Annotated in this window: 26 protein-coding genes; 17 read left to right on the forward strand and 9 right to left on the reverse strand. The window is 72.2% G+C overall.

Translation table 11 applies throughout. The features are described from left to right. Nucleotides 1-36: 36 nt before the first annotated feature. The 3 genes from GGD88_RS06635 to GGD88_RS06645 all read right to left on the reverse strand — a co-directional run bounded on the left by GGD88_RS06635 (nucleotide 37) and on the right by GGD88_RS06645 (nucleotide 4,011). Complete coding sequence (locus tag GGD88_RS06635) at nucleotides 37-1,950, reverse strand: SLC13 family permease (RefSeq protein WP_246423611.1); 1,914 nt, start codon at nucleotides 1,948-1,950, stop codon at nucleotides 37-39. 310 nt (nucleotides 1,951-2,260) lie between these two features. After that, on the reverse strand, nucleotides 2,261-2,977 hold the full coding sequence (locus GGD88_RS06640; protein ID WP_184433116.1) for an alanyl-tRNA editing protein: 717 nt from the start codon (nucleotides 2,975-2,977) through the stop codon (nucleotides 2,261-2,263). A 17-nt stretch (nucleotides 2,978-2,994) separates the two neighbouring features. Further along, nucleotides 2,995-4,011 (reverse strand): threonine dehydratase, encoded by a 1,017-nt coding sequence (locus GGD88_RS06645; RefSeq protein ID WP_184433119.1) that lies wholly within the window; start codon nucleotides 4,009-4,011, stop codon nucleotides 2,995-2,997. 178 nt (nucleotides 4,012-4,189) lie between these two features. On the opposite strand from GGD88_RS06645, the gene GGD88_RS06650 reads away from it, so the two are divergent. From GGD88_RS06650 to GGD88_RS06670, 5 genes are all read left to right on the forward strand, one after another. Next, nucleotides 4,190-5,650, forward strand: a complete 1,461-nt coding sequence (locus GGD88_RS06650) for an aminotransferase-like domain-containing protein (protein WP_184433123.1) — start codon at nucleotides 4,190-4,192, stop codon at nucleotides 5,648-5,650. An 88-nt stretch (nucleotides 5,651-5,738) separates the two neighbouring features. Continuing rightward, a complete protein-coding gene (locus GGD88_RS06655; protein WP_184433125.1) occupies nucleotides 5,739-6,206 on the forward strand; it encodes a DUF3429 domain-containing protein in 468 nt (155 codons plus the stop codon). 7 nt (nucleotides 6,207-6,213) lie between these two features. Next, complete coding sequence (locus GGD88_RS06660; protein ID WP_184433128.1) at nucleotides 6,214-7,809, forward strand: cryptochrome/photolyase family protein; 1,596 nt, start codon at nucleotides 6,214-6,216, stop codon at nucleotides 7,807-7,809. A gap of 175 nt (nucleotides 7,810-7,984) precedes the next feature. Then, entirely contained in the window at nucleotides 7,985-8,398 is a 414-nt protein-coding gene (locus tag GGD88_RS19130) for a DUF4168 domain-containing protein (protein WP_184433131.1), read from the forward strand. A gap of 32 nt (nucleotides 8,399-8,430) precedes the next feature. Further along, nucleotides 8,431-8,892 (forward strand): hypothetical protein, encoded by a 462-nt coding sequence (locus tag GGD88_RS06670; RefSeq protein WP_184433134.1) that lies wholly within the window; start codon nucleotides 8,431-8,433, stop codon nucleotides 8,890-8,892. A gap of 20 nt (nucleotides 8,893-8,912) precedes the next feature. On the opposite strand, the gene GGD88_RS06675 is transcribed toward GGD88_RS06670, so the two are convergent. From GGD88_RS06675 to GGD88_RS19365, 5 genes are all read right to left on the reverse strand, one after another. Then, nucleotides 8,913-9,941 carry a sodium:calcium antiporter gene (locus tag GGD88_RS06675; protein ID WP_184433137.1) on the reverse strand — a complete coding sequence of 343 codons (1,029 nt, stop codon included), beginning with the start codon at nucleotides 9,939-9,941 and terminating at the stop codon, nucleotides 8,913-8,915. 106 nt (nucleotides 9,942-10,047) lie between these two features. Beyond that, the gene (locus GGD88_RS06680) at nucleotides 10,048-10,995 is read right to left on the reverse strand and encodes an OmpA family protein (RefSeq protein WP_184433140.1); all 948 of its coding nucleotides are present in this window, start codon (nucleotides 10,993-10,995) and stop codon (nucleotides 10,048-10,050) included. A gap of 183 nt (nucleotides 10,996-11,178) precedes the next feature. After that, nucleotides 11,179-11,418 carry a hypothetical protein gene (locus GGD88_RS06685; protein ID WP_184433143.1) on the reverse strand — a complete coding sequence of 80 codons (240 nt, stop codon included), beginning with the start codon at nucleotides 11,416-11,418 and terminating at the stop codon, nucleotides 11,179-11,181. A 157-nt stretch (nucleotides 11,419-11,575) separates the two neighbouring features. Further along, on the reverse strand, nucleotides 11,576-12,148 hold the full coding sequence (locus GGD88_RS06690) for a sigma-70 family RNA polymerase sigma factor (protein WP_184433146.1): 573 nt from the start codon (nucleotides 12,146-12,148) through the stop codon (nucleotides 11,576-11,578). Nucleotides 12,149-12,191: 43 nt separating this feature from the next. Next, nucleotides 12,192-12,491: a NepR family anti-sigma factor gene (locus tag GGD88_RS19365; protein WP_425502576.1), complete on the reverse strand. Its 300-nt coding sequence runs from the start codon at nucleotides 12,489-12,491 to the stop codon at nucleotides 12,192-12,194. Nucleotides 12,492-12,863: 372 nt separating this feature from the next. Between GGD88_RS19365 and GGD88_RS06700 the strand changes: the two genes are divergently transcribed. The 5 genes from GGD88_RS06700 (at nucleotide 12,864) to GGD88_RS06720 (ending at nucleotide 18,029) form a co-directional block, all read left to right on the forward strand. Further along, nucleotides 12,864-13,580 carry a PRC-barrel domain-containing protein gene (locus tag GGD88_RS06700; protein WP_184433151.1) on the forward strand — a complete coding sequence of 239 codons (717 nt, stop codon included), beginning with the start codon at nucleotides 12,864-12,866 and terminating at the stop codon, nucleotides 13,578-13,580. 48 nt (nucleotides 13,581-13,628) lie between these two features. Continuing rightward, the gene (locus tag GGD88_RS06705) at nucleotides 13,629-14,117 is read left to right on the forward strand and encodes a phosphate-starvation-inducible protein PsiE (RefSeq protein WP_184433155.1); all 489 of its coding nucleotides are present in this window, start codon (nucleotides 13,629-13,631) and stop codon (nucleotides 14,115-14,117) included. A 97-nt stretch (nucleotides 14,118-14,214) separates the two neighbouring features. Continuing rightward, nucleotides 14,215-15,180 carry an ArgK/MeaB family GTPase gene (locus GGD88_RS06710; RefSeq protein ID WP_184433158.1) on the forward strand — a complete coding sequence of 322 codons (966 nt, stop codon included), beginning with the start codon at nucleotides 14,215-14,217 and terminating at the stop codon, nucleotides 15,178-15,180. After that, nucleotides 15,177-16,748 carry a glycosyltransferase family 39 protein gene (locus GGD88_RS06715; protein WP_184433162.1) on the forward strand — a complete coding sequence of 524 codons (1,572 nt, stop codon included), beginning with the start codon at nucleotides 15,177-15,179 and terminating at the stop codon, nucleotides 16,746-16,748. The genes GGD88_RS06710 and GGD88_RS06715 overlap by 4 nt, the downstream gene beginning before the upstream one ends. Nucleotides 16,749-16,877: 129 nt before the next feature. Then, complete coding sequence (locus GGD88_RS06720; protein ID WP_184433166.1) at nucleotides 16,878-18,029, forward strand: ATP phosphoribosyltransferase regulatory subunit; 1,152 nt, start codon at nucleotides 16,878-16,880, stop codon at nucleotides 18,027-18,029. 7 nt (nucleotides 18,030-18,036) lie between these two features. On the opposite strand, the gene GGD88_RS06725 is transcribed toward GGD88_RS06720, so the two are convergent. Then, nucleotides 18,037-18,957: a LysR family transcriptional regulator gene (locus tag GGD88_RS06725; RefSeq protein ID WP_184433169.1), complete on the reverse strand. Its 921-nt coding sequence runs from the start codon at nucleotides 18,955-18,957 to the stop codon at nucleotides 18,037-18,039. 111 nt (nucleotides 18,958-19,068) lie between these two features. On the opposite strand from GGD88_RS06725, the gene GGD88_RS06730 reads away from it, so the two are divergent. The 7 genes from GGD88_RS06730 to GGD88_RS06760 all read left to right on the forward strand — a co-directional run bounded on the left by GGD88_RS06730 (nucleotide 19,069) and on the right by GGD88_RS06760 (nucleotide 25,807). After that, on the forward strand, nucleotides 19,069-20,085 hold the full coding sequence (locus tag GGD88_RS06730) for a class 1 fructose-bisphosphatase (RefSeq protein WP_184433172.1): 1,017 nt from the start codon (nucleotides 19,069-19,071) through the stop codon (nucleotides 20,083-20,085). 121 nt (nucleotides 20,086-20,206) lie between these two features. Next, the gene (locus GGD88_RS06735; protein WP_184433175.1) at nucleotides 20,207-21,088 is read left to right on the forward strand and encodes a phosphoribulokinase; all 882 of its coding nucleotides are present in this window, start codon (nucleotides 20,207-20,209) and stop codon (nucleotides 21,086-21,088) included. 94 nt (nucleotides 21,089-21,182) lie between these two features. After that, complete coding sequence (locus tag GGD88_RS06740) at nucleotides 21,183-22,646, forward strand: form I ribulose bisphosphate carboxylase large subunit (protein ID WP_184433179.1); 1,464 nt, start codon at nucleotides 21,183-21,185, stop codon at nucleotides 22,644-22,646. Nucleotides 22,647-22,692: 46 nt separating this feature from the next. Beyond that, nucleotides 22,693-23,112 (forward strand): ribulose bisphosphate carboxylase small subunit, encoded by a 420-nt coding sequence (locus GGD88_RS06745; RefSeq protein ID WP_184433182.1) that lies wholly within the window; start codon nucleotides 22,693-22,695, stop codon nucleotides 23,110-23,112. A gap of 226 nt (nucleotides 23,113-23,338) precedes the next feature. Further along, the gene (cbbX, locus tag GGD88_RS06750; protein WP_221237037.1) at nucleotides 23,339-24,304 is read left to right on the forward strand and encodes a CbbX protein; all 966 of its coding nucleotides are present in this window, start codon (nucleotides 23,339-23,341) and stop codon (nucleotides 24,302-24,304) included. After that, nucleotides 24,301-24,996: a ribulose-phosphate 3-epimerase gene (gene rpe / locus GGD88_RS06755; protein WP_184433185.1), complete on the forward strand. Its 696-nt coding sequence runs from the start codon at nucleotides 24,301-24,303 to the stop codon at nucleotides 24,994-24,996. Before cbbX ends, rpe begins: the two co-directional genes overlap by 4 nt. 112 nt (nucleotides 24,997-25,108) lie before the next feature. Then, nucleotides 25,109-25,807: a hypothetical protein gene (locus GGD88_RS06760; protein ID WP_184433188.1), complete on the forward strand. Its 699-nt coding sequence runs from the start codon at nucleotides 25,109-25,111 to the stop codon at nucleotides 25,805-25,807. Nucleotides 25,808-25,876 lie beyond the last annotated feature (69 nt).

The raw sequence follows: 25,876 nt of genomic DNA on the forward strand, positions 1-25,876 counted from the left end.
CGCCGGTATCCGGGTCGCCAGCACGTCGGCGCGCCGTCACAGGCTCCAGTACCAGGGCGCGAACAGGCTGAAGGCGGCCCAGATGGCCAGCAGGAGCGGCAGCCCGGCGCGGGTGTAGTCGCTGAAGGTGTAGTGCCCCGGACCCATGATCAGCAGGTTTGTCTGGTAGCCCACGGGCGAGGCGAACGAGCAGTTGGCCGCCAGCACCGTGGTGATGGCGAAGATGTGCGGCTCCACCCCCAGCTTGGCCGCCAGGTTGATGCCGATGGGCGTGAACAGCACCGCGCAGGCGTTGTTGGTCAGCACATTGGTGAAGCCGGCCACGATCAGGAAGAACAGCGACAGGATCACCGCCGGCCCCAGGTCCGCGAACAGCCCGACCGCGGCGGTGGCGACGAAGGCCGCCCCTCCGGTGGCCTCCAGCGCCTGCCCGAGGGCCAGCGCGGCCACCACCACCAGCAGGATCTTGCGGTCCAGCGCGCGCGTGGCCTGGCGCAGGTTGAGCGCGCGAATGGCGATCATCAGGGTGGCGGCGACGATGGCCGCGACCACGATCGGCACCAGGCCGAGCGCCGCCAGCCCGACCGCCACGGCGAAGATGCCGGCGGCCTGTCCGGCGTGATGGCGCCGGGGCAGGGTCCCCGTGGTCCCTGACAGCACCACCAGATCGCGCTCGCGCCCGAGGGCGTCGATGTCGGCCTGCCGGCCCATGATGAGCAGGTTGTCGCCGGCCTCCAGGCGGATCTGGGTCATGCTGGCGCGGATCATGCGGGCGCGGCGCTGGATGCCGATGACCAGGCAGCGATAGCGTTGCCGGAAGGCGAGCTGTTGCAGGTTGGGGCCGATCAGGCGCGACGACGGCGTGATCATGGCCTCGACCATCACCTGTTCGGTCTGGCGCCCGCGGTCGCCGTTGCCGGCGTCCTTGTCCTTGCCCTCACGGCGCGGGGCGTCGGTCGCCGCGCCGTCGCCCTCGCGCAGGCGGTCACGGGCGCGGTCCTCCTCGCCCGGGCGGCGCGGCGGATACAGCAGGCCCGGGTTGCGTCCGGCCAGTTCGGTCAGGGCGCTGCGGGTGGCGGCGATGACCAGGGTGTCGCCGGCGCGGATGGGGAAGTCGTCGAACGGCGGCAACTCGGCGTGCTCGCCGCGCTGGATCATGCGCACGGTGATGTCGGGCAGCGACTTGAAGGTGCCCGCCACCGCCTTCTCGCCGACAAGGTGGGAATCCGACGGCACCACGATTTGCGAGATGTACTGCTTGCCGTGGTGGGTGATGCGGCTGGCCATGCTGGCCCGCTCGGGCAGCAGCCGGGGCAGCACCAGGACCACGTAGGCCATGCCGAGGCTCGCCATCACCAGGCCGGGGGCGGTGATCTCGAAGAAGCCGAGCGGCTCCTGGCCGAGGTCGATGAGGGCGCTGGAGACCAGCAGGTTGGTCGACGAGCCGATCAGCGTGGTCATGCCCCCCAGGATGGCGGCATAGCTGAGCGGCATCATGACCCGGCTGGGGTTGACCTTCAGGCGCATCGCCATGGCCTGGAGGATGGGGATGAAGATCACCACCACCGGGGTGTTGTTCAGGAACGCCGACAGGCCCAGCACGATCACCAGGATCAGGACCACCGAGGCGCCGGCCGATAAGCGCGGATGCGCGGCCCAGTGGGCGACGCTGTCCAGGGCCCCGGTGCGGATCAGGCCCTCGCCCACCACCAGCAGCGCCATGACCGTGAGCAGCGCCGGGTTGGAGAACCCGGCCAGCAGGTCGGCCGCGGTGATCAGCCGCGTGCCGTCGGGGCCGACCGCGGGGAAGACGTGGAACACCACCAGCAGCACGGCGAGCGTGCCCAGGGAGGTCATCTCCAGCGAGACCCACTCGGTCACGTAGAGCGTCACCACCCCGGCGGTCAGCGCCAGCGTCAGCCACATGAGGACGTCGATCGGAAGCGCCAAGATGCCTGCCGTCCTGTCTCCGTCATGGCGGTCCCGGTCGCCCCGGTCGCCCCGGTCGTCGGCTGTGCAGTCCGACGCCGGGTGCGGGCCGCGGGGCCGCACACGGAGGCCGATCATAGGCACCCCGGGCCGGTCTCGCCAAGAGGGGGCCGCGCGGTCGAGGGTGACTCCTGCATCGCCTGCTGGTCACGGACCGGCCGGGCCCCCGCGCCATCGGGGTCGGCCGCTGAACCGCTTCGACGGTCAGGGGGACTCACCGAGCCCAGCGCCACCGCGCTCTTCCGAAGCCGGCACGGCGCCCGCGCGGGGGTCAGGCCGGGTCAGCGAAGGCGAGGTTGATGCGCCGGTTGTGCTTGCCCTTCTTCTCGATCTTAGTGACCACGACCGGCCCGATCTCGCCGGTGCGGGCCACGTGCGTGCCGCCGCAGGGTTGTAGGTCGATGCCTTCAACCTCCAAGAGCCGCACCCGGCCGCCGCCCCGGGGCGGCTGCACGGACATGGTGCGCACCAGCTCGGGCTGGGCGTCCAGCTCGGCGTCCGTGATCCAGCGCATGGAGACCGGGGCGTTGCGGGCGATCATGTCGTTGAGGGCGGCGGTGATCTCCTGCTTGTCCAAGGTCTTCTCCGGCAGGTCGAAGTCGAGCCGGCCCTTGCCGTCGCCCACGCCGCCGCCGGTCACACCGCCGGCCACCAGCGCGCTGAGCAGGTGCAGGCAGGTGTGCATGCGCATCAGGCGGTGCCGGCGGTCCCAGTCGAGGGCGGCGGTGACCCGTGTCCCGGGGGCGGGCAGGGCGGTGCCCTCGGCGGGGATGTGCAGGATGGCCCCGCTGTCCGGGTCCTTGCAGGTGTCGGAGATGGCGATGGGGGGACCGTCGCCCGGGGTCAGACGGCCGCTGTCGCCGGGCTGGCCACCGCCCATGGGGTAGAACACCGTGCGGTCGAGCCGGATGCCCTCCGGGCCGGCGGCGACCACCGTGGCCTCGCAGGACTTCAGGTACGAGTCGGTGCGGAACAGCTCTTCGGTCATCGTCGATTGCTCCTCCCTTACGGTGTCGCCCGCGACAGCACGTCCGCGAACAGCGCCCGGTCGGCATTGCCGCCGGACAGGATCAGCCCGACCCGCTTGCCGGCCAGCCCGAGAGCATCACGGTAGCGCCGCAGGGCGGCCAGGGGCGCCGCCCCGGCGCCCTCGGCCACATTGTGCGTGGCGGTGAAGTAGAGCCCCATGGCGGCGCGGATCTCGTCGTCGGTCACGGTCAGCACGTCCTCGGCGCCGCCCAGGATGGCCTCCAGCGCGTCCGGGTGGGGCACCCGCACGGCGATGCCGTCGGCGATGGTGTCGGCGCTGTCGCAGGACACCGGGGTACCGGCCAGGAACGAGCGGCGGTAGGCGTCCACTGTCTCCGACACCACGCCGTAGATGCGCGTGCTCAGGCCCAGGGCGTTGCGGGCCGAGATCAGCCCGCAGATGCCGGAGCCCATGCCGATGGGCACGAACACCGCGTCGAGATCGGGGGCGGCGGTGAACAGTTCCAGGCCGTAGGTGCCGACCCCGGCCACCAGCCAAGGGTGGAAGGATGGCACCGGATGCAGGCCCTGCTCGGCGGCCCGCGCGCGGGCGTGCTCCGACGCCGCCACGAAGTCGTCGCCGTGCTCGATCAGGGTGGCGCCGTAGGCCCGCATGGCGGCGTTCTTCTCCGGGTTGTTGCCGTGCGGGACCACGATGGTCGCCGACAGCCCGACCCGCCGCGCCGCCAGCGCGATGCTCTGCCCGAAGTTGCCACGGGTGGCGCAGACCACGCCGGTCAGGCCGGGCCGTTCGGCCTTCAGGTGGGTGGTATAGACCAGGCCGCCGCGCACCTTGAAGGCGCCGGTCGGGTTGTGGTTCTCGTGCTTGACCGACACCGAACACCCGGTCGCCGCGTCCAGAAGCGGCCAAGAATGCTGGGCCGTCGGTGCCAGCAGGTCGGCCAGCATGTCGCGGGCCGCCTCCAGGCCAGCACGGCCGACCAGGGCACCGGTGGAGCGGGCGAGCGGGTGACGGACGAGCGCGGCGGTCATGGCGGGGCCTCTCCGGTCAGGTCGGGCGCGGGCCGGGGCGCCCGCGATCCGAAGTGTACAATGTGACGGGCTGCGGCGGTGTCTCTAACATTGTCATCCGGACAAATGATTTTCTTGACCGTGTCATGCTGTCAATGTCTTTATTGTCCTACATACAATGACCCCATGGGAGCCGCCGTTGACCGACTCCAGTTGGCGTCCGCCGGTCCTGGCGCCGGACCGGCCCGTCTACCGCGCCATCGCCGAGGCCCTGGCGGCTGACATCGCCGCGGGCCGGCTGGCGGTCGGTGCCCGTCTGCCCACCCACCGCGCCCTGGCCGAGTCGCTTGGGGTCACCGTGACCACCGTCACACGGGCCTATGCCGAAGCCGCCCGGCGCGGCCTGGTGGATGGCACGGTCGGTCGCGGCACCTTCGTGCGGGCCGCCGCCGCGCCCGACTCGGATCCCGTGTCCGAGTCCGAGCCCGAGACCGCGACCGGCGAAATCGCCCTGCGCATTCCGCCGCCGCCGGCCGGCGGCGTCGATGCCGCGCGCCGCCCCGTGGACCTGGGGCCCAACCTGCCCGCGCCGGTCGGCGCCGAGGCGCTGCTGGCCGAGACCCTGGCGACGCTGGGCGCCGATCCGGCGGGACTGGCGCCGTTCCTGGGCTACCAGCCCGACCTGGGCGCGCCCTCTCACCGCGCCGCCGGTGCCGCCTGGATCGCCCGCGCCGGCCTGCCCGAGGATCCGGCGTCGGTGGCGGTGACGGCGGGTGTACAGCACGGCATCGCCTGCGCCCTGATGACCCTGGTGCGGCCGGGCGAGCCCCTGCTGTGCGGGGCGGTGACCTATCCGGGGTTGCGCCTGCTGGCCGACCGCCACGGGGCGCGCCTGATCGGGGTGGCGCTGGACGAGGACGGCCTGGTGCCGGAGGCGCTGGACGAGGCCGCCCGGCGCCACGGTGCCCGCGCGGTGTTCTGTGTCCCGACGTTGCAGAACCCCACCGGGGTTGTGGTGTCGGCGCGGCGGCGCGAGGCCCTGGCCGCGGTGGCGGCGCGGCGGGGTTTGACCGTGATCGAGGACGACGTCTACGGGCTGCTGCCGGCGCGGCGCCCGCCCCCCATCGCGGCCCTGATCCCCGAGCGTACGGTGTTCCTGACCGGGACCGCCAAGGCGCTGGCCCCCGGCCTGCGGGTCGGCTTTGCACGGGTGCCGCCGGGCCTGCGGGCCAGCTTCGGCGCCACCCTCAGGGCGACGATGTGGATGGCACCGGCGCTGATGGTCGAGGTGGCGGCGCGTTGGATCGCCGACGGCCGCGCCGAGACGCTGTTGGCGGCGCAGCGCCGCGCGGTGGCGGCGCGCCAGGCGATCGCCGCCGACACGCTGGCCGGCCTGGGCTGGCACGGTCCGGAGGGGGCCATCCACCTCTGGGTGCGCCTGCCAGCCCCGTGGCGCGCCGAGGCCCTGCGCGATGCGCTGGCCGAGCGCGGGGTCCTGGTCCTGCCAGCGGCCACCTTCCATGTGGGAGAGCAGGCGCCGCCGGAGGCGGTGCGCCTGTGCCTGGGGGCGGAACCCGATCCGGAGCGGTTGCGTGGTGCCCTGGCCCTGGTCCGCGAGGTGATCGAGACCGGCCCCGCCGCCACCACGACGGGGCCGTGAGGGCGGCCGTCGATGGCTTACCACTCCGGCGGAAATCCGGTAGGGTGCGGGCAGTGTGCGCCCGTCCGATCGGAGGATGAACATCGCCATGCGCCGAGGCCCGCCGATTCCCCCCGCCGTCGTCTGGCTCGGCGGCACCGGTCTGCTGCCCTTCCTGGCCGGCACCACCCTGGCCTGGGTCGGGGACGGGGCGGCGGCGGAGACGGGCCGCTTCGCGGTGCTCACCTACGGCGCGGTGATCCTGTCCTTCCTGGGCGGCATCGTCTGGGGCGTGGCCGCCGCCGAGACGCATCGTCTGGACCGCGACGGCAGCGTCGAGCTGTTCGCGCTCAGCGTGCTGCCGCCCCTGGTCGGCTGGTCGGCGCTGTTCCTGCACGGGCCGCACGGATTCACCCTGCTGGGGCTGGCGTTCCTGGGCCAGCTCGCGCTCGACAAGCGCATGCGGGATCTGAACCTGGTTCCGCCCTGGTGGATCGGGCTGCGGCTGGTCCTGACCACCGGCGTCATTCTGTGCCTGGCGCTGACCGCCGCGGCCGAGCTGGGCAACGGGGTTTAGCCCGCCGATGGCCGGGAGCGGGGCCGGCGGTGTGCTGCGCCCGGTGCTGGGGGACCAACTGACCCGCGGCCTGGCCAGCCTGCGCGACCTGGATGCGGCGCGCGACACGGTGCTGATGGCCGAGGTGATGGCCGAGTGCACCTATGTGCCGCACCACCCCCGCAAGATCGTGCTGGTGCTCGCGGCCATGCGCCAATTCGCCGCCGCCCTGGCGGCGGAGGGCGTGCGGGTGCGCTATGTCACGCTCGATGATCCGGACAACACGGGAACACTGACCGGCGAGGTGTCGCGGGCCGCCGCCGCCCTGGCCCCGGCGCGCGTCGTCGCGACCGAACCCGGCGAGTGGCGGGTGCAGGAGGCCATGCAGGGGTGGGGCGAGGCCGCGGGCTGCCCGGTCGACATCCGCGCCGATACCCGCTTCATCGCGGCGCGGGACGACTTCGCGCGCTGGGCGCACGGCCGCAAGACGCTGCGCATGGAGCTGTTCTACCGTCAGATGCGGCGACGCACCGGCCTGCTGATGACCGCCGACGGCGCGCCGGAGGGCGGGCGGTGGAATCTGGACGCCGAGAACCGCAAGCCGCCACCGCCCGGCGCGCGGGCGTTCCCGCTGCCCCCGTCGTTTCCGCCGGACGAGACCACCCGCGCGGTCATGGACCTGGTGGCGGCCCGCTTCGGGACCCACTTCGGCGACATGGCCGGGTTCGACCTACCGGTGACCGCGGCCCAGGCCGAGACCGCCCTGGAGCGTTTCATTGCCGCGCGGCTGCCGCGCTTCGGCGACCTCCAGGACGCGATGGTCGACGACGCGCCCTACCTGTTCCATGCCGTCCTCAGTCCGGCGCTCAACATCGGCCTGCTCGATCCCCTCGACGTGTGCCGGCGGGCGGAGGCGGCGTGGCACGCCGGGGCGGCCCCCCTGAATGCGGTCGAGGGCTTCATCCGCCAGATCCTGGGCTGGCGCGAGTACGTGCGCGGGCTGTACTGGCACAAGATGCCGGGCTACCGGGACACCAACGCGCTCGACGCCCGCCGCCCGCTGCCGGCCTTCTTCTGGACCGGCGAGACGCCGATGCGCTGCCTCGCCCAGGCCATCGGCCAGACCCGGCGGCTGGCCTACGCCCACCACATCCAGCGCCTGATGGTGATCGGCAACTTCGCGCTCTTGGCCGGGCTCGACCCGACGGCCGTCAATGCCTGGTACATGGTCGTCTACGCCGATGCCTTCGAATGGGTCGAACTGCCCAACACCCACGGCATGGCGCTGTTCGCCGACGGCGGGGTGGTCGCGTCCAAGCCCTACGCCGCCAGCGCCAAGTACATCCAGCGCATGTCCACCTATTGCGACGGATGCCGCTACGATCCCGGGCGGCGCAGCGGCCCGGGGGCCTGTCCCTACAACGTCCTGTACTGGACGTTCCTGGAGCGGCACCGCGACCGCTTCGCCCGCAATCCGCGCATGGCGATGATCTACCGCACGCTCGACCGGCTGGACCCCGCCGAACGTGTCGCGATGGCGGAGCAGGCGGCCGCGTTTCTGGACGGGCTGGACCGCGATGCCTGGCCGGCGGCACCGGGCGGACAGGACCGCCTGCCGCTATGACCCCGGCCCTCTGACTCCGGTTGCCGTGTCCGCTCCGGCGTGTCCCCAGCGGTCAAAAAATCTTGGTGACGGCCTGGAACCTGGGAGCGCCTCGCGTGTTGGGGGGATGTGGTGTCTGTGTGCCCAGACTCCCACCGCACACCCGTTTGGTTCCGCAGCAAGGAGAAACCGGACCGTGACGACCCTCATTTCCGCGCCCCGTCGCCCCGCCCGTTTCGCCGCCCTGGCCGGCGCCGTCGGCCTCGCCGTGACCGCCCTTGCGGGCGCGCCGCACCCCGCGATCGCCCAGTCGGGCGGCGCGCAACCGCAGGCCACCGCTCCGGCGACCGACGTTTCCACACAGGAGGTGCAGCAGATCGCGCAGATCTCCGCCGACTTGATGCAGCTCAACGAGTCGGTGCGCGGTCAGATGGCCGAGGCCGGCACCGACGCCGAACGCGCCAGCATCCGCCAGCAGGCCCAGACCGAGGCCGTGGAGACCATCCGCGAGAATGGCCTGTCGGTGGACCGCTACAACGCCATCGTGGCCGCCGCCCGTCAGGACGAGGCGCTGATGGAGCGCATCCGCAAGACCATCCAGGGCCTGTGAGTCCATCGCCGAGTCCGAGGGAGGGGCGGCCCATGACCTGCATGACCTCCATGCGTTCGTTGGTGTCTTCGCGCCCCGCGTGGCATCCGGCCTCCGGCCGGGTGCGCGCGCCGGCGGCCCGGGGCCGGCTGGGACGTCTGGTCCTGGCGGCCGGCGCCGTGGTCGGGATGGCGCTTCCGGCGGCGGCCCAGTCGCCGCCGGACACGGATGCCCCCACGGCCTGCGCCAAGCCGTTGTGGCCGATGTGCGCCAGCGACACGCTGGCCTTTGACGATTCGCTGGCGGGCCAGCGCTGCGCGCAGGACCTGCGCCGCTATATCGCCGATGCCGAACGCTATCGGGACTGCCTGGCCGCCCAGGTCGAGGCGGTGCGCACGCAGATCGAGGAGGCCCGCACGCTGGAGACCTGCCTGGGGCAGGGCGACGGCGGTCCGTGCGCCGACGACGTGCGGCCCGACGGCGCAGACGGGCAGGCCGGGCAAACCGGGCAATAGGGGGGCGCCGCGCGTCCCCCTCAGCGGACCGTCTGCACCGTCACGGCAAGGGCGTACAGGCCGAGGATGCCGACGCTCTCGAAGCCGATGCCGGCGATCCCCCGGCGTTCGCGCACGATCAGGCCAAGCAGCAGCACGGCCGTCATCGCCAGTCCCACCACCAGCCAGAACACGGCGTCGCTGTCGATGGCGTGATACAGCGACCCGGGCCGGTAGGCCACGTCCGAGGCCGTCAGGAACAGCACGTCGAAGCAGTTGCCGCCGATGATGCCGCCCACGGCGAGTTGCAGGGCGCCGCGCCGCACCGCCGCCAGCGTGGTGATGAGTTCGGGCAGCGAGGTGGTGACGGCGGTCAGCAACGCGCCCACCGCCGTCTCCGACACCCCGACGGCGTCCGACAGCCGACCGCCGGTCTTGGAGATCACCCAGCCGGCCAGCCCCATCGCCAGCGCCAGCACCGCGAACCGGGCCAGCAGGGCGCCGATGCCGGCGGACCCGGCCTGCGCCGTCTCGGGCGCGTCGACGCGGGTGTCGCGCGTGGCCACCGGGCGCCACATCGGCGCCTCGCGCACCTTGGCGGTGGCCCGCACCCCCAGCACGTACACCACCGCCAGCACCGGCGAGACCGGGTGGATGCCCCAGAGGGCCACCTCCGGGCCGGTGATCGCCAGCAGCGGCAGGCTCAGCAACAGGCACAGCAGCGCGGCCTGCACCACGCTCGACAGGTCGGCGGCGGCGTGCTCCATGTTGACGCGCCGGAACAGCAAGTCGGCCAGGGCCAGGAACGCGGTCTGGGCGGCGATGCCGCCAACCCCGTTGGCGAAGGCCAGCGCGGGACGGTCGTCGAGGGCCGCCGTGATCGACACCACCGTGCCCGACAGCGACGTCGCCAGGCCCAGCAGCACGCCCCCGACCACCGCCTCGCCCAGGCCGGTGCGGTCGCCGAGCTGGTCGGCCAGCCCGGTCATGCGCACGCCGCAGACCGCGACCACGCCCGCTGCAAGCACGAACAGCGCCACCACCAGCGGCAGCGAGAGGGTCGAGACCATGCAGTCCTCCGCGCCGGACACACGTCACCCCGGCGCGGGCCGCAGCGGGTGGCGGCCTGCACCGGGGTGATCCACCGTCACGAACGTATCGGGATCGGCCCCATGTCTACCACAGTGTCGATTCCAGAACCGGCAGCTCGCCGTCGCGGGCCACGATGACGGCCGGGCCGTCGCGGCCGACCGCGCGCACCACGACGCGCCGGTTGCGCGGCTCGCGCACGCCATCCCCGGTGGCGACGGCCGGAGCGGTCTCCCCTTCGGCTTGCAGCGCCAGGGTGTCGATCTCCTCGACGGTCAGACCCATGTCCGTGAGGGCGTCCGCGACCGCGACGGCGCGGCGCTCGGACAGGCGCCGGTTGTAGTCCGTCGGACCGGCGCGGTCGGCGTGGCCGACCACCTGCATGGCGACCGCGGCCGGATCATCCAGCTCGGCCTCCAGGTCGCCGAGGATCGTCCGGGCCTCCGGCGTCAGGGTGGCCTGGTCGAACCCGAAGTAGACCACGGCTTCGGCCACGATGTCGGCGTCGGTCGCCTCGCCCAGGGCGGCCAACACCGTCATGGCGTCCCGGAACTGGGCGCGGCAGGCCTGAATGTGATCCTCCTGATGCCCCTCCTGGGCCTGCTCGACCCAGCAGTCGTAGCTGACCAGGGCATAGGCGCTCGCCTTCGGGGCCACCTCGGGGCCGTCGCTGGACAGCACGGCCATCAGCGCGGCGCGCGCCTGATCAAGCCGGGCACGGCGGACGGGATCGGCGATGCCCTGTTCGCTGGCGACTTCGGGGCGCACGGCCTGACCGTGGCCGAGCGCCGTGGCCTTCTCGGCGAAGTACTCGGCGTCGTACCAATCCTCCATGGCGTCCGCCTCGAACAGGCTGAACTGGCTGTAGTAGCGGATCGCCTGTTCGGTGAAGGTGGTGGCATCGGCGGGGATGTCGACGGCGCGCATGGCCTTGACGTCGTCGAAGCCGCCGAACAGCGCCTGCGCCGGCGTGGCGAGGCCGATCCCGAGTGCGGCGGCCGCGGCCAGGGTCACGGTCGATCGGAAGCGGGTCATGCGGTTCTCCTCCTGTCGGCAGGCCCGCACCTCTGCCGCGCCGCGCGGCCCGGCATGGCCCCGCGCCGATGGATCGCGGCGGGCGGAAGAGGGGGGTGTCGTCGAGGGCATTCGGTGCGGGATGGGGTGGCGCACCGGCGGCTTGTGGGATCCCGGGGGCCCGGGATCCCGCCCGCGGGGGTGTTAGCGCGGCTCGCGCAGTTCTTCCTTGAGGAAGCCGGCGGCGGCGCCGGCGGCCCCGCCGATCGCGGCCCCGGCGGCCGGCACGCCGCCGGTGATGGCCGCGCCCGCCGCGCCAGCGCCGGCCCCGATGGCCCCGCCGCTGAGCGTGCTTTGCTGCTGGGCGGTCATGTTGGAGCAGGCGCCCAGGGCCAGAGGTGCGGCGACGGCCAGGGCGGCGGCCAGAGAGGTCCGGTACGGCATCGGTCTGACTCCCGTGTCGTCTCGTCGAAGGGGGACCGGTCGATGCCCGCCGACAGGTGTCGCGGCCCGGCGGCGGACATGTGCGACCGAGGATGTGATGTGGGAGGGAACGCGACAGGCGCGCCGGCGTTCCCGGCGCCGGTCGCAGCCGGCGCCGTCAGGAGGCGGCCAGCCCAAGCTGGCGGTCGATGTCCGCCATCACGCCGTCGCCGGCCGAGGGCTCTCCGGCCGGCGCGCGCGGGTCCGGGATCGCGTCCTGGTCGAGGCGATCCTTCACGTCGCGGCGCCCGCGCGAGACCCGGCTCTTGATGGTACCGGGCGCGCATCCGGCGATCTCGGCCGCCTGCTCGTACTCGAAGCCGCAGGCCCCGACGAGGACCATGGCCTCGCGCTGTTCCGCCGGCAAGCGGGCGAAGGCGCGCTTGAAGTCGTCCATTTCCAGGCTGGCCTGTTGGCCGCTGGGCTCGCCGGCCTGAAGCATGGCGTCCTCGTCCGCCTTCTCCGTCTTGCGCCACTTGCGCCGGAACTCGGAGTAGAAGGCGTTGCGCAGGATGGTGAACACCCAGCCCCGGAAGTTGGTGCCGGGCTGGTAGCTGTCCCGGTTGGCCAGCGCCCGGGTCGCGGCTTCCTGGGCCAGGTCGTCCGCCAGGGCCCGGTCGTTGGTCAGCGAATGAGCGAAGGCCCGCATGTGCGGCAGGGCCTGGATCAGCTCCTGATCGAAGGACGGCATGGGTTGCCTCCTGGCTTGGCGCGGATCCGCCGAGGGATCCGCGTCATGAGGTTTCGCCCCCCTGGTCCCCGTTGCGATGGGTCAGCTTGTGCAACAGGGAGCGGAACGTGTCCGGCAGAGGTTCGCGCGCGATCTCGCTGTAGGCGCGGCGGACATGGGTTGCGACCCAGTGTTCGTCGCGATGCTCCGGCTCCAGGGACGCCGCCGGTCGTGAAACCGGCACCTCCCGGGCCGGGGCGTCCTCTTCGGCACGGCGGGACGCGGTGTCTCGCTCCGGGCGTTGCCGCCCGTTGCCACCGCCGGGGGCGCGCGGAAGGGTTCGTTCCGCTGGGTTCTGCCACATGGCTGCGCTCCGCGTTCGCGTTTGACCGACGTTGCGGGGCGGCGCAGGGCCCGGAGCTTGGCCTTCGGGCCGGTGTTCTCGGGCCGGTGTTCTCGGGCCGGTGTTCTCGCGGCCGCCCCGTCTGCCTCCGGTCGAGGCTGTGACCCGCTGGCACGGGCCACGTCTCCGGTAACGCGGGCCGATGTGGTCCGTTCCGTTCTGTGTCTTGCGCCCCCAGAGATGGGCCCCTGTCCGCCGGTGTGAAAGGGGGGTCCTTCGTCCGAAGGAGGACCCCGACCGGACCCGGGCGGAACCCGAGGGCCGCTGCCGCGTTTCTGTGGCCGAAGCGGATCGAGCCCGGTTCGCTGCGGATCGTGAAATCAGGAGGTGGCCATGGTGCGCTCGACAACGCCCGCTGTGCTCTGCGTCGGTGTCCAGGGGGTGCGGCCGTCCGCTCTGCTGTCCCTGGCGCTGGCGATGGTCCTGGCGGTGGCTGGTTTCGGTGTCATGCCCGGGGGCGTGGACGCGCGGGCCTCGGGTCCGGATCTGGAGACCTGGGACACCACCGCCCTGACCGACGACAGGCGGCTGTCCCGCGTGCTGGGCGGTGCGGTCCTCAGTCGGGGCGGCGACCGGGTCGGCACCGTCCACGACATCACCATCGGCGCGGCGGGGCGGCTGGAGACCGTCGTCGTCCGCGTACCGGTGCCGGGCGAGGACCCGCGCTTCTTCGAGGTCGCCTGGGGCACGGCGGAGGTCGATCCGGCCCGGGGGGCGGTGGTCCTCGGCCTCGATGGCGACACCCTGGCCGCGCGCACCAAGCTGGAGACGGATGTCATCGCCGAGACCGCAGACTGGAACGCGAAGGACCTGCTGGCGCTGCATGTCCGGCTCGCGGGGGCCGACGTCAGTGGCCAGGTGGACGATCTGCTGTTCGACCCCGCCGGCCGCCTGAGCGCCTACGTGGTGGACCTGGAGGGCACGCCGGACCTGTACGCGCTGCCCTGGGCCGCCGGCGCCCTGGAGCGCGGGGACCGCGTGGTGACCTTCCCCTTCGCGCGGGGGGCCGTCGTCGCGATCGTGCCGTGGGGGGCCGCCGACGGGCGCTGACCCGGGCGGTCGAGGCAATCAGGAGCCGGAGGAGAGGAGACGCCGTTCATGGCCTTCGCCCGCGCCATGACCGTGATCGAACGGGGTGTGCTGGCCCTCGTGGTGGTGCTCACCCTGGCCGCGATCGGCCTGGAGATGGCGGCGGTGTACGCGCAGCGCACCGTCGCCCTTGCCGACATTCTGCTGCTGTTCCTGTACGCCGAGGTCCTGAGCATGGTGAAGGTGTACTATGCGCGCGAGCGGTCGGCGTTCCTCTATCCGATCCTGATCGCGATGACGGCGCTGTCGCGGCTCATCGTGCTCCAGGGCAAGGAGATGGACCCGAAGTCCATCCTGTTCGAGTCCGTGGCCATCCTGATCCTGGCCGGGGCGCTGGTGCTGATGCGCTCGCCGGTGCTGCGTGGCCTGGTGGACCGCGGCCTGGGGGACCGTCCCACGGGCGCACCCCACATGCGGGACGGAACGCCGGAGGCCGACCGTGGGGCGGCCGGCGGGCCCGCCGCCGAGAGCGCCGCCGACGCCGACGGGGCGCGTTGACGCGGCTTCCGCCGGTAGCCTACACACGCGGGCAGCGCCCCAGGCTGAGCGACCCGGGGGTCAGCCCCGAGATCAGGAGTGAGGAGGCCGCCGCGTCATGTCCGATCCCACCCCCCTTGCGGCCGCCGGCGCCGCGCTCGATGCCTACACGCTGGAGGGTATCGCCGCCGGCGGGAAGGTGGCGCTGGCCCGCGCCCTGGCGCAGATGGAGAGCGACCCGGACGGCACGCCCACGGCCGACCTGCTGAGCGCCGCCTATGCCGCGCCGCGCGCGCATGTGCTGGGCATCACCGGGCCGCCCGGCGTGGGCAAGTCCACCTTGCTGAACGCACTGATCGCGACCTGGCGCAAGCAGGGGCGCACGGTCGGCGTGATCGCCGTCGATCCGTCGTCGCGGCGCTCCGGCGGCGCGTTGCTGGGCGACCGCACCCGGCTGAAGAACGACCCAGAGGACCAGGGCGTGTTCGTGCGGTCGATGGCGGCGCGCGACCATCTGGGTGGGCTGGCCGGGTTGACCACGGCGGCGATGGTGCTGATGCGCGCGCTCTACGACGTGGTGCTGGTGGAGTCCGTCGGCGTCGGCCAGTCCGAGACCGAGATCGTGGGGGTCGCCGACACCGTGCTGTTCTGCGTCCAGCCCGGCTCCGGCGACAGCCTCCAGTTCATGAAGGCCGGGATCGCCGAGATCCCCCACATCATCGCGGTCACCAAGGCCGACATGGCGGTGGCGGCCGAGCGTGCCCGGGCCGACGTGACCGGCGCGCTCAGCCTGGGCGAGCACTGGAGCGACTGGGAGGTGCCGGTCCTCAAGCTTTCGGCCAGCCGCCACCAGGGCATTGATGATCTGGTCGCGACCATCGACGCCCACGCCGCCCACCTGGACGCCGACAACCGCCGCCGCGGTGCCCGCCATGCCCAGGCCGAATCCTGGCTGGTGGAGTTTGTGCGCGAACGCTTCGGGCGCGAGGGCCTGCGCCGGGCCGGCGATCTGACGCTGGCGGACGGCGAGTCCCCGTTCGCGCGCCTGGCCCGGATCGCCGAAGACCTCGGTTGCGCGCCATGACCACACCGCCGGGACCGGTCGGCGGGCCGCTCGCCCGTGCACCGGTCCGGTGGGGCCTGGGTCTGGCGCTGCTGCTGCTCCACGTTGCGCTGACCGTCGGGCTGTCGACCGGCCTGGCGCGCGACGAGCTGGAAAGCATGCTGTTCGCGCAGGGCTGGGCCTGGGGCTACGACCCGGAACAACCGCCGCTCTACAACTGGCTCCAGATGGCGCTGGTCGAGATCACCGGGCCGTCGCTGGCAGGCTCGATCCTGCTGCGCTGGGCGGTGATCGCGGGCGGCGTGCTGGCGCTGTATGACGCCGTCCGCCGCATGGCGCGGGGGGACGGCGCGCTGGCCGCCGGGGCGGTGACCGGCATGGCCGGCACCGCGCTGTTCGGCTTCGAGGGCGCGCGCCACTTCACCCACACCACGCTGCTGTTGACCACGCTGGCGCTGCTGCTGTGGGCCATGGTGCGCGTGGTCGAGCGGCCGACGGCGCCCCGTTATCTGCTTCTGGGGGCGACGCTGGCGGCGGCGCTGCTGGCCAAGTACACGGTGGCGGTGTTCGCGCTGGCCCTGCTGGCCGGGGCTCTGGCCGATCCGGCGACCCGCGCCCGGGTGCTGGACCGGCGTCTTCTGTGGGCCGGGGTGGTGCCGCTGCTGGTGCTGCCGGGCCATCTGCTGTGGCGGATCGGGCAGGACATGAGCCTGGCCGACCGCGTCGCCACCATCACCGATCGGGGCGCCGAGACCTGGACAACGACCGTCCCGAGCCTGTTGCGCACGGTGGTGGCGGATCCGCTGGCGGCGATGGCGCCGCCGCTGCTGCTCCTGGCCCTGCTTGTGCTGCCCCTGCGTCTCCGGCAAGCGCCGTCGCCGTCGCCGTCGCCGGCGGCGCCGCGCTGGGACCGGGTGTTGCTGGTCTACGTGGGGGCGGCCATGGCGCTGACCTTCGCGATCGTGCTGGCGGTCGGGGGCGAGCGGCTGCGCTACCACTACATGATGCCGGCCGCCCTGGTGATGCCGGCGATTCCGCTGCTGTGGGCGCAGGCGCGCGGTCTGCGCCTCGCGCCGTGGCGCCGCAGCGCCCTGGGCTGGGGACTGGCCGGGCTGGCGGTGCTGTTCGCCGTCGGCGGTGCCATTGATCGGGTGTGGATCGAGCCGGCGCGCTGCGACCGCTGCCTGCCGCTGCTGCCGACGGAACGGGCGGCGGCGGCGGTGCGGACGGCCGGATTCAGGGACGGGACCATCGTTGCGGCGACCCTGGACTGGGGCGCCAACCTGCGGCTGGCGTTTCCGGAGGCCCGCATGGTCGCCCGGCACTACCCCGACTGGACGCCGCCGCGCGCCCCGGGCGAGGGCGCCTGCCTGATCCTGCTGTCGCGGCGCGAGGCGGCGGCGGTCCGGTCGGGCCTGCTGGACCCCGCGCCGATCGCGGCGACCCTGGCCGCCATGCTGGACGCCGCCCCGCCGGACGACTGGCTGGCGCGATTGTCGGTCCATGACCTGCCCCTGAGCCGGGCGCCCGAGCGCACCGTGCCGTTCGGGTTCGTGCTGCTCCCGGAGGGGCTCGGGACCTGTCGGTGAGGGCCTGCGGGTTGCCGGCGCGGGGCGAAAGGGGCTACACACCCGGGGCGGACGCCGCCGGCGGCGCCCGCCGGATTCCCCCGGATGCCCCCGGATTCCTCCGGATTCTCCTGACCCGACGGACCGACCATGACCGAGTCCCTGCATCCCGCCCTGCTGCCCAACGGCCTCAGCGACGGCCTGCCGCCCCGCGCCGAGCGCGAGGCCGATACCGTCGACCACCTGATGACCTTCGTCCGTGGGCACGGCTATCGGCGGGTCAAGCCGCCGCTGATCGAGTTCGAGGACGGCCTGCTGGGCGGGGCCGGCGCGGCGCTGGGGCGCGATACCTTCCGTGTCATGGACCCGGTCTCGCAGCGCATGATGGGGGTCCGCCCGGACTTCACGGTGCAGATCGGCCGCATCGCCACCACCCGCCTGCGCCGCGAGCCGCGCCCGCTGCGGCTGTGCTACGCCGGCCAGGTGCTGCGGGTGCGCGGCACCCAGCTCCGGCCGGAGCGCCAGTTCACGCAGGCCGGCGCGGAGCTGATCGGGGCCGACGGCCCGGCCGCCGAGGCCGAGGTGATCGTCCTGGCGGCGGAGGCGCTGGCCGCCGCGGGGGTGACGTCGGCGACCATCGACCTGAACCTGCCGACCCTGCTCGACGTCCTGTTCGACGCCCATGGCGTGGCGGCCGACGATCGGCCGGGCCTGCGGGCGGCGGTGGATCACAAGGACGTCGCGGCGGTGCGCGAGCGGGCCGACCCGGCCCTGGGGGCCTGCCTGGTGGCGCTGATCGGCGCCACCGGACCGGCGGCGGAGGCGCTGGCCGAGATCGCCGCCGTGGCGCTGCCGTCCGAGGCGGCGGCCCGGGTGGCGGCGCTGGCCGATCTGGCGGCGCGCATCGAGGCGGCGCATCCCGGCCTGACCCTGACGGTGGACGTTCTGGAGGGGCGCGGGTTCGAGTACTACACCGGGGTCGGTTTCTCGGTGTTCGCGCCCGGCGCCCGCGGCGAGCTGGCGCGCGGCGGCCGCTATCGCGCCGGGCCGCCGGAGATGGGTGAGCCGGCGGTGGGATTCACGTTGATGATGGACGCCGTGCTGGACGCGGTGCCCGAAGCGGTGCCGGCGCCGCGCGTGCTGGCGCCCGCAGGGCACGACCGCGCCCTTGCCCAGCGGCTGCGGGACGACGGCTGGGTGGTGCTGTCGGCGCTGGACGCGGCGGCCGATCCGACGGCGGAGGCGGTGCGGCTGGGGTGCGGCTATGTCCTCGGTGGCGGCGGTCCTGAGGCGGTCGGGTAGCGGCGCGCTACACCCGCGGCAAGAAGGCGCCGTCCAGACCGATGACGAAGTCCCGGAACACCGTCGCCGCCGGGGTCAGCATCTCGTCGGCCAGATGGATCAGGAACCAGTGGCGCATCACCGGCAGTCCGGGCACCGCCAGGGCCACCAGCTTGCCCTCGGCCAACTCGGTGTGAACGGTGTGCGCCGATAGCAGGGCGATGCCCAGGCCCGCCATGACGGCCTGCTTGATGGTCTCGTTGGAGGCCATCTCGACCACCCGGTAGGCGCGGCCGTTGCCGAGCCGGTCCAGTTCGCGGATCATGAGGGTGCGCGTACCCGACCCTGCCTCGCGGGCCAGGAAGGTTTCCTGCAGCAGGATGTCCGCCGGGACCGACTCGAGGCCGGCCAGGCGATGGCCCGGGGGCGCGATCATCACATAGGGATGCGGCCCCAGGCGGCGGGCGACCACATCCAGGGCCTCCGGCGGGCGGCCCATCACCGCGATGTCGATGTCGCGCGCGCCCAGCGCCTCGACGATGTCGTCGCGGTTGCCAATGGTCAGGTGCAGGGTGATGCCCGGGGCCGCCGCGTTGAAGCGCGCCACCAGGCCGGGCGCGAAGTACTTGCCGGTGCTGACGACGCCCAGCCGCACGAGTCCCGCCGCACCGGCGCGGAGAGCGCCGATGCGCTCGTCGCAGCGCATCAGCGCGGTCTCGATCAGGCGGGCGGTGCGCAGCAGCTCGTCCCCGACCTCGGTCGGGCGCAGCGCCTCGCCCGACCGGTCCAGCAACGGCGCCCCAACCAGGCGTTCGAGCGTCTTGAGCTGCGTCGAAACCGCCGGTGCCGTGACGTGCAACCGCTCGGCGGCGCCTGCGATGGTGCCGCGGCGCAACACCTCAGCGAAGCCGCGCAGTTGGCGCAGGGTAACATCGCGCGCAAGAGACATTAATTTAATTTACGCCAGAGAAGAAAACTTTCAATCGCTTTTTCGGCCCGGCTCCGTCATGGTGAATACCCAGAACCCAAGCAGGGACACCCGAGGGGAGGATACGCGCCAATGGCCGACCGACAGACGCTCACCGACTGGCTGACCGCCCAGACCGAAGGCCGCGACGGCGGGGCCTCGCTGGCGGCGGCGCTGACCGTGATCGCCGACGGCTGCGCGCGCATCAGTGCCCTTCTGCGGGGGGCGCCGCTGGCCACGAACGGCAACGGCGTCAACGCCATCCACACCGTGGTGGAGGACGGCGCCGCGGCCATCCTGGAAGAGGCGGCGCGCGACGCGCCGATCGCCTACCTCGCGTCGGAGGATCATCCGGACGTGGTGGTGCTGGACGAGAGCGCGCCTCTGGCGCTGGCCGTCGATGCGCTGGACGGTGCTTCGAACATCGACGCCAACGTCTCCACGGGAACCATCTTTTCGGTGTTCCCGCGCGCCGGCCTGCCGCTGGCGTCGTTCCTGCGACCAGCGCGCGAGCAGCTGGCGGCCGGCTACGTGATGTACGGTCCCTACACCGTGCTGGTGCTGACGCTGGGGCGCGGGACGGCGATGTTCGCCCTGGACACCGATGGTGTAACTTTCCGGCTTGTCGACCCCGAGTTGCGCACGCCGGAGGATGCCGCGACCTACGCCATCAACGCGGCCAACTACCGGCACTGGGAGCCGCCGGTGCGGGCCTACATCGACGACTGCGTCGAGGGCCGCGCCGGGCCGCGCGACAAGGACTTCAAGATGCGCTGGGTCGCGACCCTGACCGCGGAGACCCACCGCATCCTGACCCAGGGCGGCGTGTTCCTGTACCCGCGCGACGCCCGGCCCGGCCACGAGCGCGGCACGCTGCACCGCGTGTTCGATGCGGTGCCGATCGCCTTCATCGCCGAACAGTGCGGCGGCGGCGCCACCGACGGCGCCAACCGGATCCTCGACTCGGTGCCGGAGAGCCTGCACGCCCGCGCGCCACTGGTGTTCGGGTCGCGCAAGAAAGTGGCGCGGGTGCAGCGCTACCACGAGGACCCGGACTTCGTCTGCGACCAGGCGCCGCTGTTCGGCGTTCGTGGACTGTTCCGCGGCTGAGGCGGCCACCGGGCCCGGTCCTTCCCCGCACCATCGGGACGACCCATCGCACGGACGCGCGAGTTGCGCGACGCGGGCGTCCGCACACGCCGACACGACAAGACCAAGGGAGCCATCCCAGATGTCGCAGAAGTACCCCATCATCTCGGTGACCGGATCCTCGGGGGCCGGCACCTCGACGGTGAAACATACCTTCGATCAGATCTTCCGGCGCGAGAACGTGACCGCGGCCATGATCGAAGGCGACGCCTTCCATCGCTACAACCGGATGGAAATGAAGGCCGAGCTGGAACGGCGCACGGCGGCCGGTGACCACACCTTCAGTCACTTCAGTCTCGACGCCAACCTGATCGGCGATCTGCAAGAGACCTTCCGCAGCTTCGGCGAGACCGGGCGTGGGCACACCCGCCATTACGTCCACGACGCCGAGGAGGCGGAGCGGTATGGGGTCGACCCCGGCCACTTCACCGAGTGGGAGGAGATCGGCGCCGGCTGCGACCTATTGTTCTACGAAGGGCTGCATGGTGCCGTCGCCACCGACGGCTTCCAGGTGGCCAAGTATGCGGACCTGAAGATCGGCGTGGTGCCGGTCATCAACCTGGAGTGGATCCAGAAGATCCACCGCGACCGCGCCTCGCGCGGTTACTCCACCGAGGCCGTGCAGGACGTGATCCTGCGCCGCATGCACTCCTACACCAACGTGATCTGCCCGCAGTTCACGGAAACGGACGTCAACTTCCAGCGCGTCCCGGTGGTGGACACCTCGAACCCCTTCGTGGCCCGGTGGATTCCGACCGCCGACGAGTCGCTGGTGGTGATCCGGTTCCGCAACCCACGCGGTATCGACTTCCCCTATCTGACGACGATGCTGCACGGCTCGTGGATGTCGCGGGCCAACTCCATCGTCGTGCCCGGCGGCAAGCTGGACCTGGCGATGCAGCTCATCCTGACGCCGATGATTGAACGCCTGGTGGACCGCGCGCGGCGCGCCCGCCAGCACTGAGGGCCGGTCCCCGGGCGGCCGGCCAATCCGACCCTGCGGACCCGAACCCGACGACGAACACGAACGCGCACGTCACGAACGAAGGAGACGATCCATGGACGGTGATGGCACCAAGACCCTGAGCGGCGCCGAGCGCTACAAGGCCGGCGTTCTGAAGTACAAGGAAATGGGCTACTGGGTGCCCGACTACGAGCCCAAGGAGACCGACGTGATCGCGGTCTTCCGCATCACGCCGCAGGACGGGGTGGACGAGATCGAGGCCGCGGCCGCCGTCGCCGGCGAAAGCTCGACCGCCACCTGGACCGTGGTCTGGACCGACCGCCTGACCGCCTGCGAGAAGTACCGCGCCAAGGCCTACCGCGTCGACGCGGTGCCCAACACCGAGGGCCAGTACTTCGCCTACATCGCCTACGACCTGGACCTGTTCGAGCCGAACTCGATCGCCAACCTGACGGCCTCCATCATCGGCAACGTGTTCGGCTTCAAGCCGCTCAAGGCGCTGCGCCTGGAGGACATGCGACTGCCGACGGCCTACGTGAAGACCTTCATGGGGCCGCCCACCGGCATCGTGGTGGAGCGCGAGCGCCTGGACAAGTTCGGCCGGCCGCTGCTGGGCGCGACCGTGAAGCCCAAGCTGGGCCTGTCGGGGCGCAACTACGGCCGCGTGGTGTACGAGGCGCTGAAGGGCGGCCTGGACTTCACCAAGGACGACGAGAACATCAACAGCCAGCCGTTCATGCACTGGCGCGATCGCTTCCTGTACTGCATGGAGGCGGTGAACAAGGCCCAGGCGGCCACCGGCGAGATCAAGGGCACCTACCTGAACGTGACCGCCGCCACCATGGAAGACATGTACGAGCGCGCCGAGTTCGCCAAGGAGCTGGGCTCGTGCATCATCATGATCGACCTGGTGATCGGCTACACCGCGATCCAGTCGATGGCCAACTGGGCGCGCAAGAACGACATGATCCTGCACCTGCACCGGGCCGGTCACTCCACCTACACCCGGCAGAAGTCGCACGGCGTGTCGTTCCGCGTCATCGCCAAGTGGATGCGCCTGGCGGGTGTCGACCACATCCACGCCGGCACCGTGGTCGGCAAGCTGGAGGGCGACCCGGCCACCACCAAGGGCTACTACGACATCTGCCGTGAGGAGTTCAATCCGATGCGCCTCGAGCACGGCCTGTTCTTCGATCAGAACTGGGCCTCGCTCAATAAGGTCATGCCGGTGGCCTCGGGCGGTATCCACGCCGGCCAGATGCACCAGCTCCTCGACCTGCTGGGCGAGGACGTGGTGCTGCAGTTCGGCGGCGGCACCATCGGCCACCCGATGGGCATCGCGGCCGGCGCGACCGCGAACCGCGTCGCCCTGGAGGCCATGATCCTGGCCCGCAACGAGGGCCGCGACATCCTCAACGAGGGGCCGGACATCCTCAACGACGCCGCCAAGTCGTGCAGCCCGCTGCGCCAGGCGCTGGATGTGTGGAAGGACGTCACCTTCAACTACACGTCCACGGACAGCCCGGACTTCGTGCCGACCCCGACCGCCGCCGTCTGATCGGTGTCCCCGGACGACAAGAGACGACAAGACTGGAGACTGACCCATGCGCCTCACCCAGGGCACCTTTTCCTTCCTGCCCGACCTGACCGACGAGCAGATCAGCAAGCAGGTGCAGTACTGCATCGACAACGGCTGGGCCGTCAGCCTGGAGTTCACCGACGATCCGCATCCCCGTAATACCTACTGGGAGATGTGGGGCCACCCGATGTTCGACAATCCGGACGCGGCCGCGCTGATGTACGAACTGGCCGAGTGCCGCAAGGTGTACGGCGACCGCTACATCCGCGTCGTGGCCTTCGACGCCACCCACGGCTGGGAGTCGCTGCGGCTGTCGTTCATCGTCAACCGCCCCAAGGAGGAGCCGGGCTTCCGCCTGGCCCGGCAGGAGATGGCGGGACGCAACACGCGCTACTCCACCCTGTCCTATGCCACCGACAAGCCGGCAGGCGCGCGCTACGCCTGACGCCGGGCCCACCGTCGCCGCCCCCGCTGCCGTGCCGGGCACGAGGGCGGCGGCGGCGGGCCGCCCCGTCCCAGGCACCGGACGGGTGGGGTGGAGGCGGCTTCTCCCTCCCGGCCGCCTCCACCCGCCGGCCCGATCCTGGGTGTGGCCGCCATGCGCCGTGCCCGCCCGCCGGCGCGGACCCCGCGACCGGTTCGAACCCTGGTCCCGAAGGGAGACATGACCGATGCAGGACGGTAACGCGACCGACACCGTCGTGGCCGACGAGGCCGCCCCCCAGGCGGTCGATCTGCAACAGGAATACGAGACCTCCGGCGTCAAGGAGGTGTTGGAGGATCTGGACGCCACCCTGATCGGCCTGGCGCCGGTCAAGCAGCGCATCCGCGAGACCGCGGCGCTGCTGCTGGTGGAGCGGGCGCGCAAGCGCCTCGGCCTGGCCCACGAGACGCCGACGCTGCACATGAGCTTCACGGGCAACCCGGGCACCGGCAAGACCACCGTGGCCTTGCGCATGGCCAACCTGCTGCACCGCCTCGGCTACATCCGCAAGGGGCACCTGGTGTCGGTGACGCGCGATGACCTGGTCGGGCAGTACATCGGCCACACCGCGCCGAAGACCAAGGAAATCCTCAAGAAGGCCATGGGCGGCGTGCTGTTCATCGACGAGGCGTACTATCTGTACCGCCCCGAGAACGAACGCGACTACGGCCAGGAGGCGATCGAGATCCTCCTTCAGGTGATGGAGAACAACCGCGACGACCTGGTGGTGATCCTGGCGGGTTACGGCGACCGCATGGAAAAGTTCTTCGAGAGCAACCCGGGTTTCCGCTCGCGCATCGCCCACCACATCGACTTCCCGGACTACACAGACGACGAGCTGTTCCACATCGCCGAATTGATGCTGCGGGAGCAGAACTATACGCTCACGCCGGAGGCCGCCAAGGCGCTGCATGAATACGTCGGCCTGCGGCGCAAGCAGCCCCACTTCGCTAACGCGCGCTCGATCCGCAACGCCCTCGACCGGGCCCGCCTGCGCCAGGCCAACCGCCTGTTCCAGACCGCGACCGGGCCGCTGGACGCCGCCGCGCTGTCGGCCATCGATGCGCCCGATATCCGCGCCAGCCGTGTCTTCCGGGGCGGCCTCGACTCCGACACGGACGCCACCGCCAGCCAGGGACCCGTCACACCATGACCGTCGACCGCTCGCTGAAGATCGCCCCCTCCATCCTGTCCGCCGACTTCGCCAACTTCGGCGCCGAGTGCCGCGCCATCGAGGCCGAGGGCTGCGACTGGGTCCACGTGGACGTGATGGACGGCCATTTCGTGCCCAACATCACCTTCGGCCCCGCCATGTGCAAGGCGATCCGCCCGCACGTGAAGACGGTGATGGACGTCCACCTCATGATCGCCCCGGCGGATCCGTTCCTGGAAGACTTCGCCAAGGCCGGTGCCGACGTGCTGACGATCCACCCGGAGGCCGGCCCGCACCTGGACCGCTCGCTCCGCCTGATCCGCTCCCTCGGCTGCAAGGCCGGCGTGGCACTCAACCCGGCCACCCACGAAAGCGCCATCGAGCACGTGCTGGACACGGTCGATCTGGTGCTGGTGATGAGCGTCAACCCCGGCTTTGGCGGCCAGAGCTTCCTGCACAGTGCGGTCGAGAAGGTGCGCCGGGTGCGCCAGATGATCGGCGACCGCCCGATTCACATCGAGGTGGACGGCGGCATCACCCCGGAGACCGCGCCCCTGGTCACCGCCGCCGGCGCCGATGTGCTGGTGGCCGGCTCGGCGGTGTTCAAGGGCGGCTCGGTGGACAACCCGGGCGTCTACGGCGCCAACATGCGCGCCATCCGCGACAGCGTGCGGAAGGCCGAGGCGGCCTGATCCGCACCGCGCCGTCGCGCTGTTCCGCGGCCGGGACGAGTGCTATCCTTCGGGTCGCGGGGCGACGGCGTCCCGCGCCCGCACCCGCACCCGTGGACCAGGATGGCGCCCCATGCTCGTCACCGGCCGCGCCGCCGCGTCGGCCCTGCTGTCGACCGGCACACCGAAGCCGTCGTCCGCCCCGCCCGGGCGGCGTGCTGCGGCCCACCCCTTGGTGGACGTCGTCCGCGCCCGCGATCCGTCCCGGGCGGCCGCGCTGGAAGACGGCTTCGCCCTGGGCGAGCAGGCCGTCGACCAGCTTGATGCCGCCAGGGAAGCCATGAAGGAGGGCCGCAAGGAGGCCGCCCGCCAGAAGGTGGAGCGGCTCAAGGCCCAGCTTCAGGCGCTGCACCTGCTGGCCACCACCGACCCGGAGGCCGCCGCGCGCGAGGCCGCGCGGCTGGCGCGGCAACTCGCCTCGGCGGTCCGGGCGTACGTGCAGTCGGGCGGCCAGGCTGGCGCGGTCTCGGGCGCCGGCGCAGGCGCGGCGCCCCCGCTCACCGGCACCGACAGCCGGGCGGGCGGGTCCGCCGGGTCGTCCCTCGCGGATCCCGACGCCGCGTTCGCCGCCGCCGCGCGCGACGCCATGGCGCGCCTCAAGGCGATCCTGGAGGCCGCCCGTGCCGCCCATGCGGACCGTGAGGACGGGCGCGACCCCACCGCGACCGACCGGCGGGACGCGTCCCGGCGGCTTGCGGGTGCCGAGGCCACGCTGGCCGGGCCGCGCTTCGCGCCCGCGTCGGCCGGGCCGCGGCTCAGCCTGCTGGTCTGAGCCCGGCGGCGGGCGACGGATGGCGCCGGACGGCGATTCCGTTCGTGCGCCAAGTGCTCTACAGTCTTC

It is taken from the genome of Roseospira goensis (genome assembly GCF_014197795.1).
GTDB classification, from domain to species: Bacteria; Pseudomonadota; Alphaproteobacteria; order Rhodospirillales; family Rhodospirillaceae; genus Rhodospira; species Rhodospira goensis.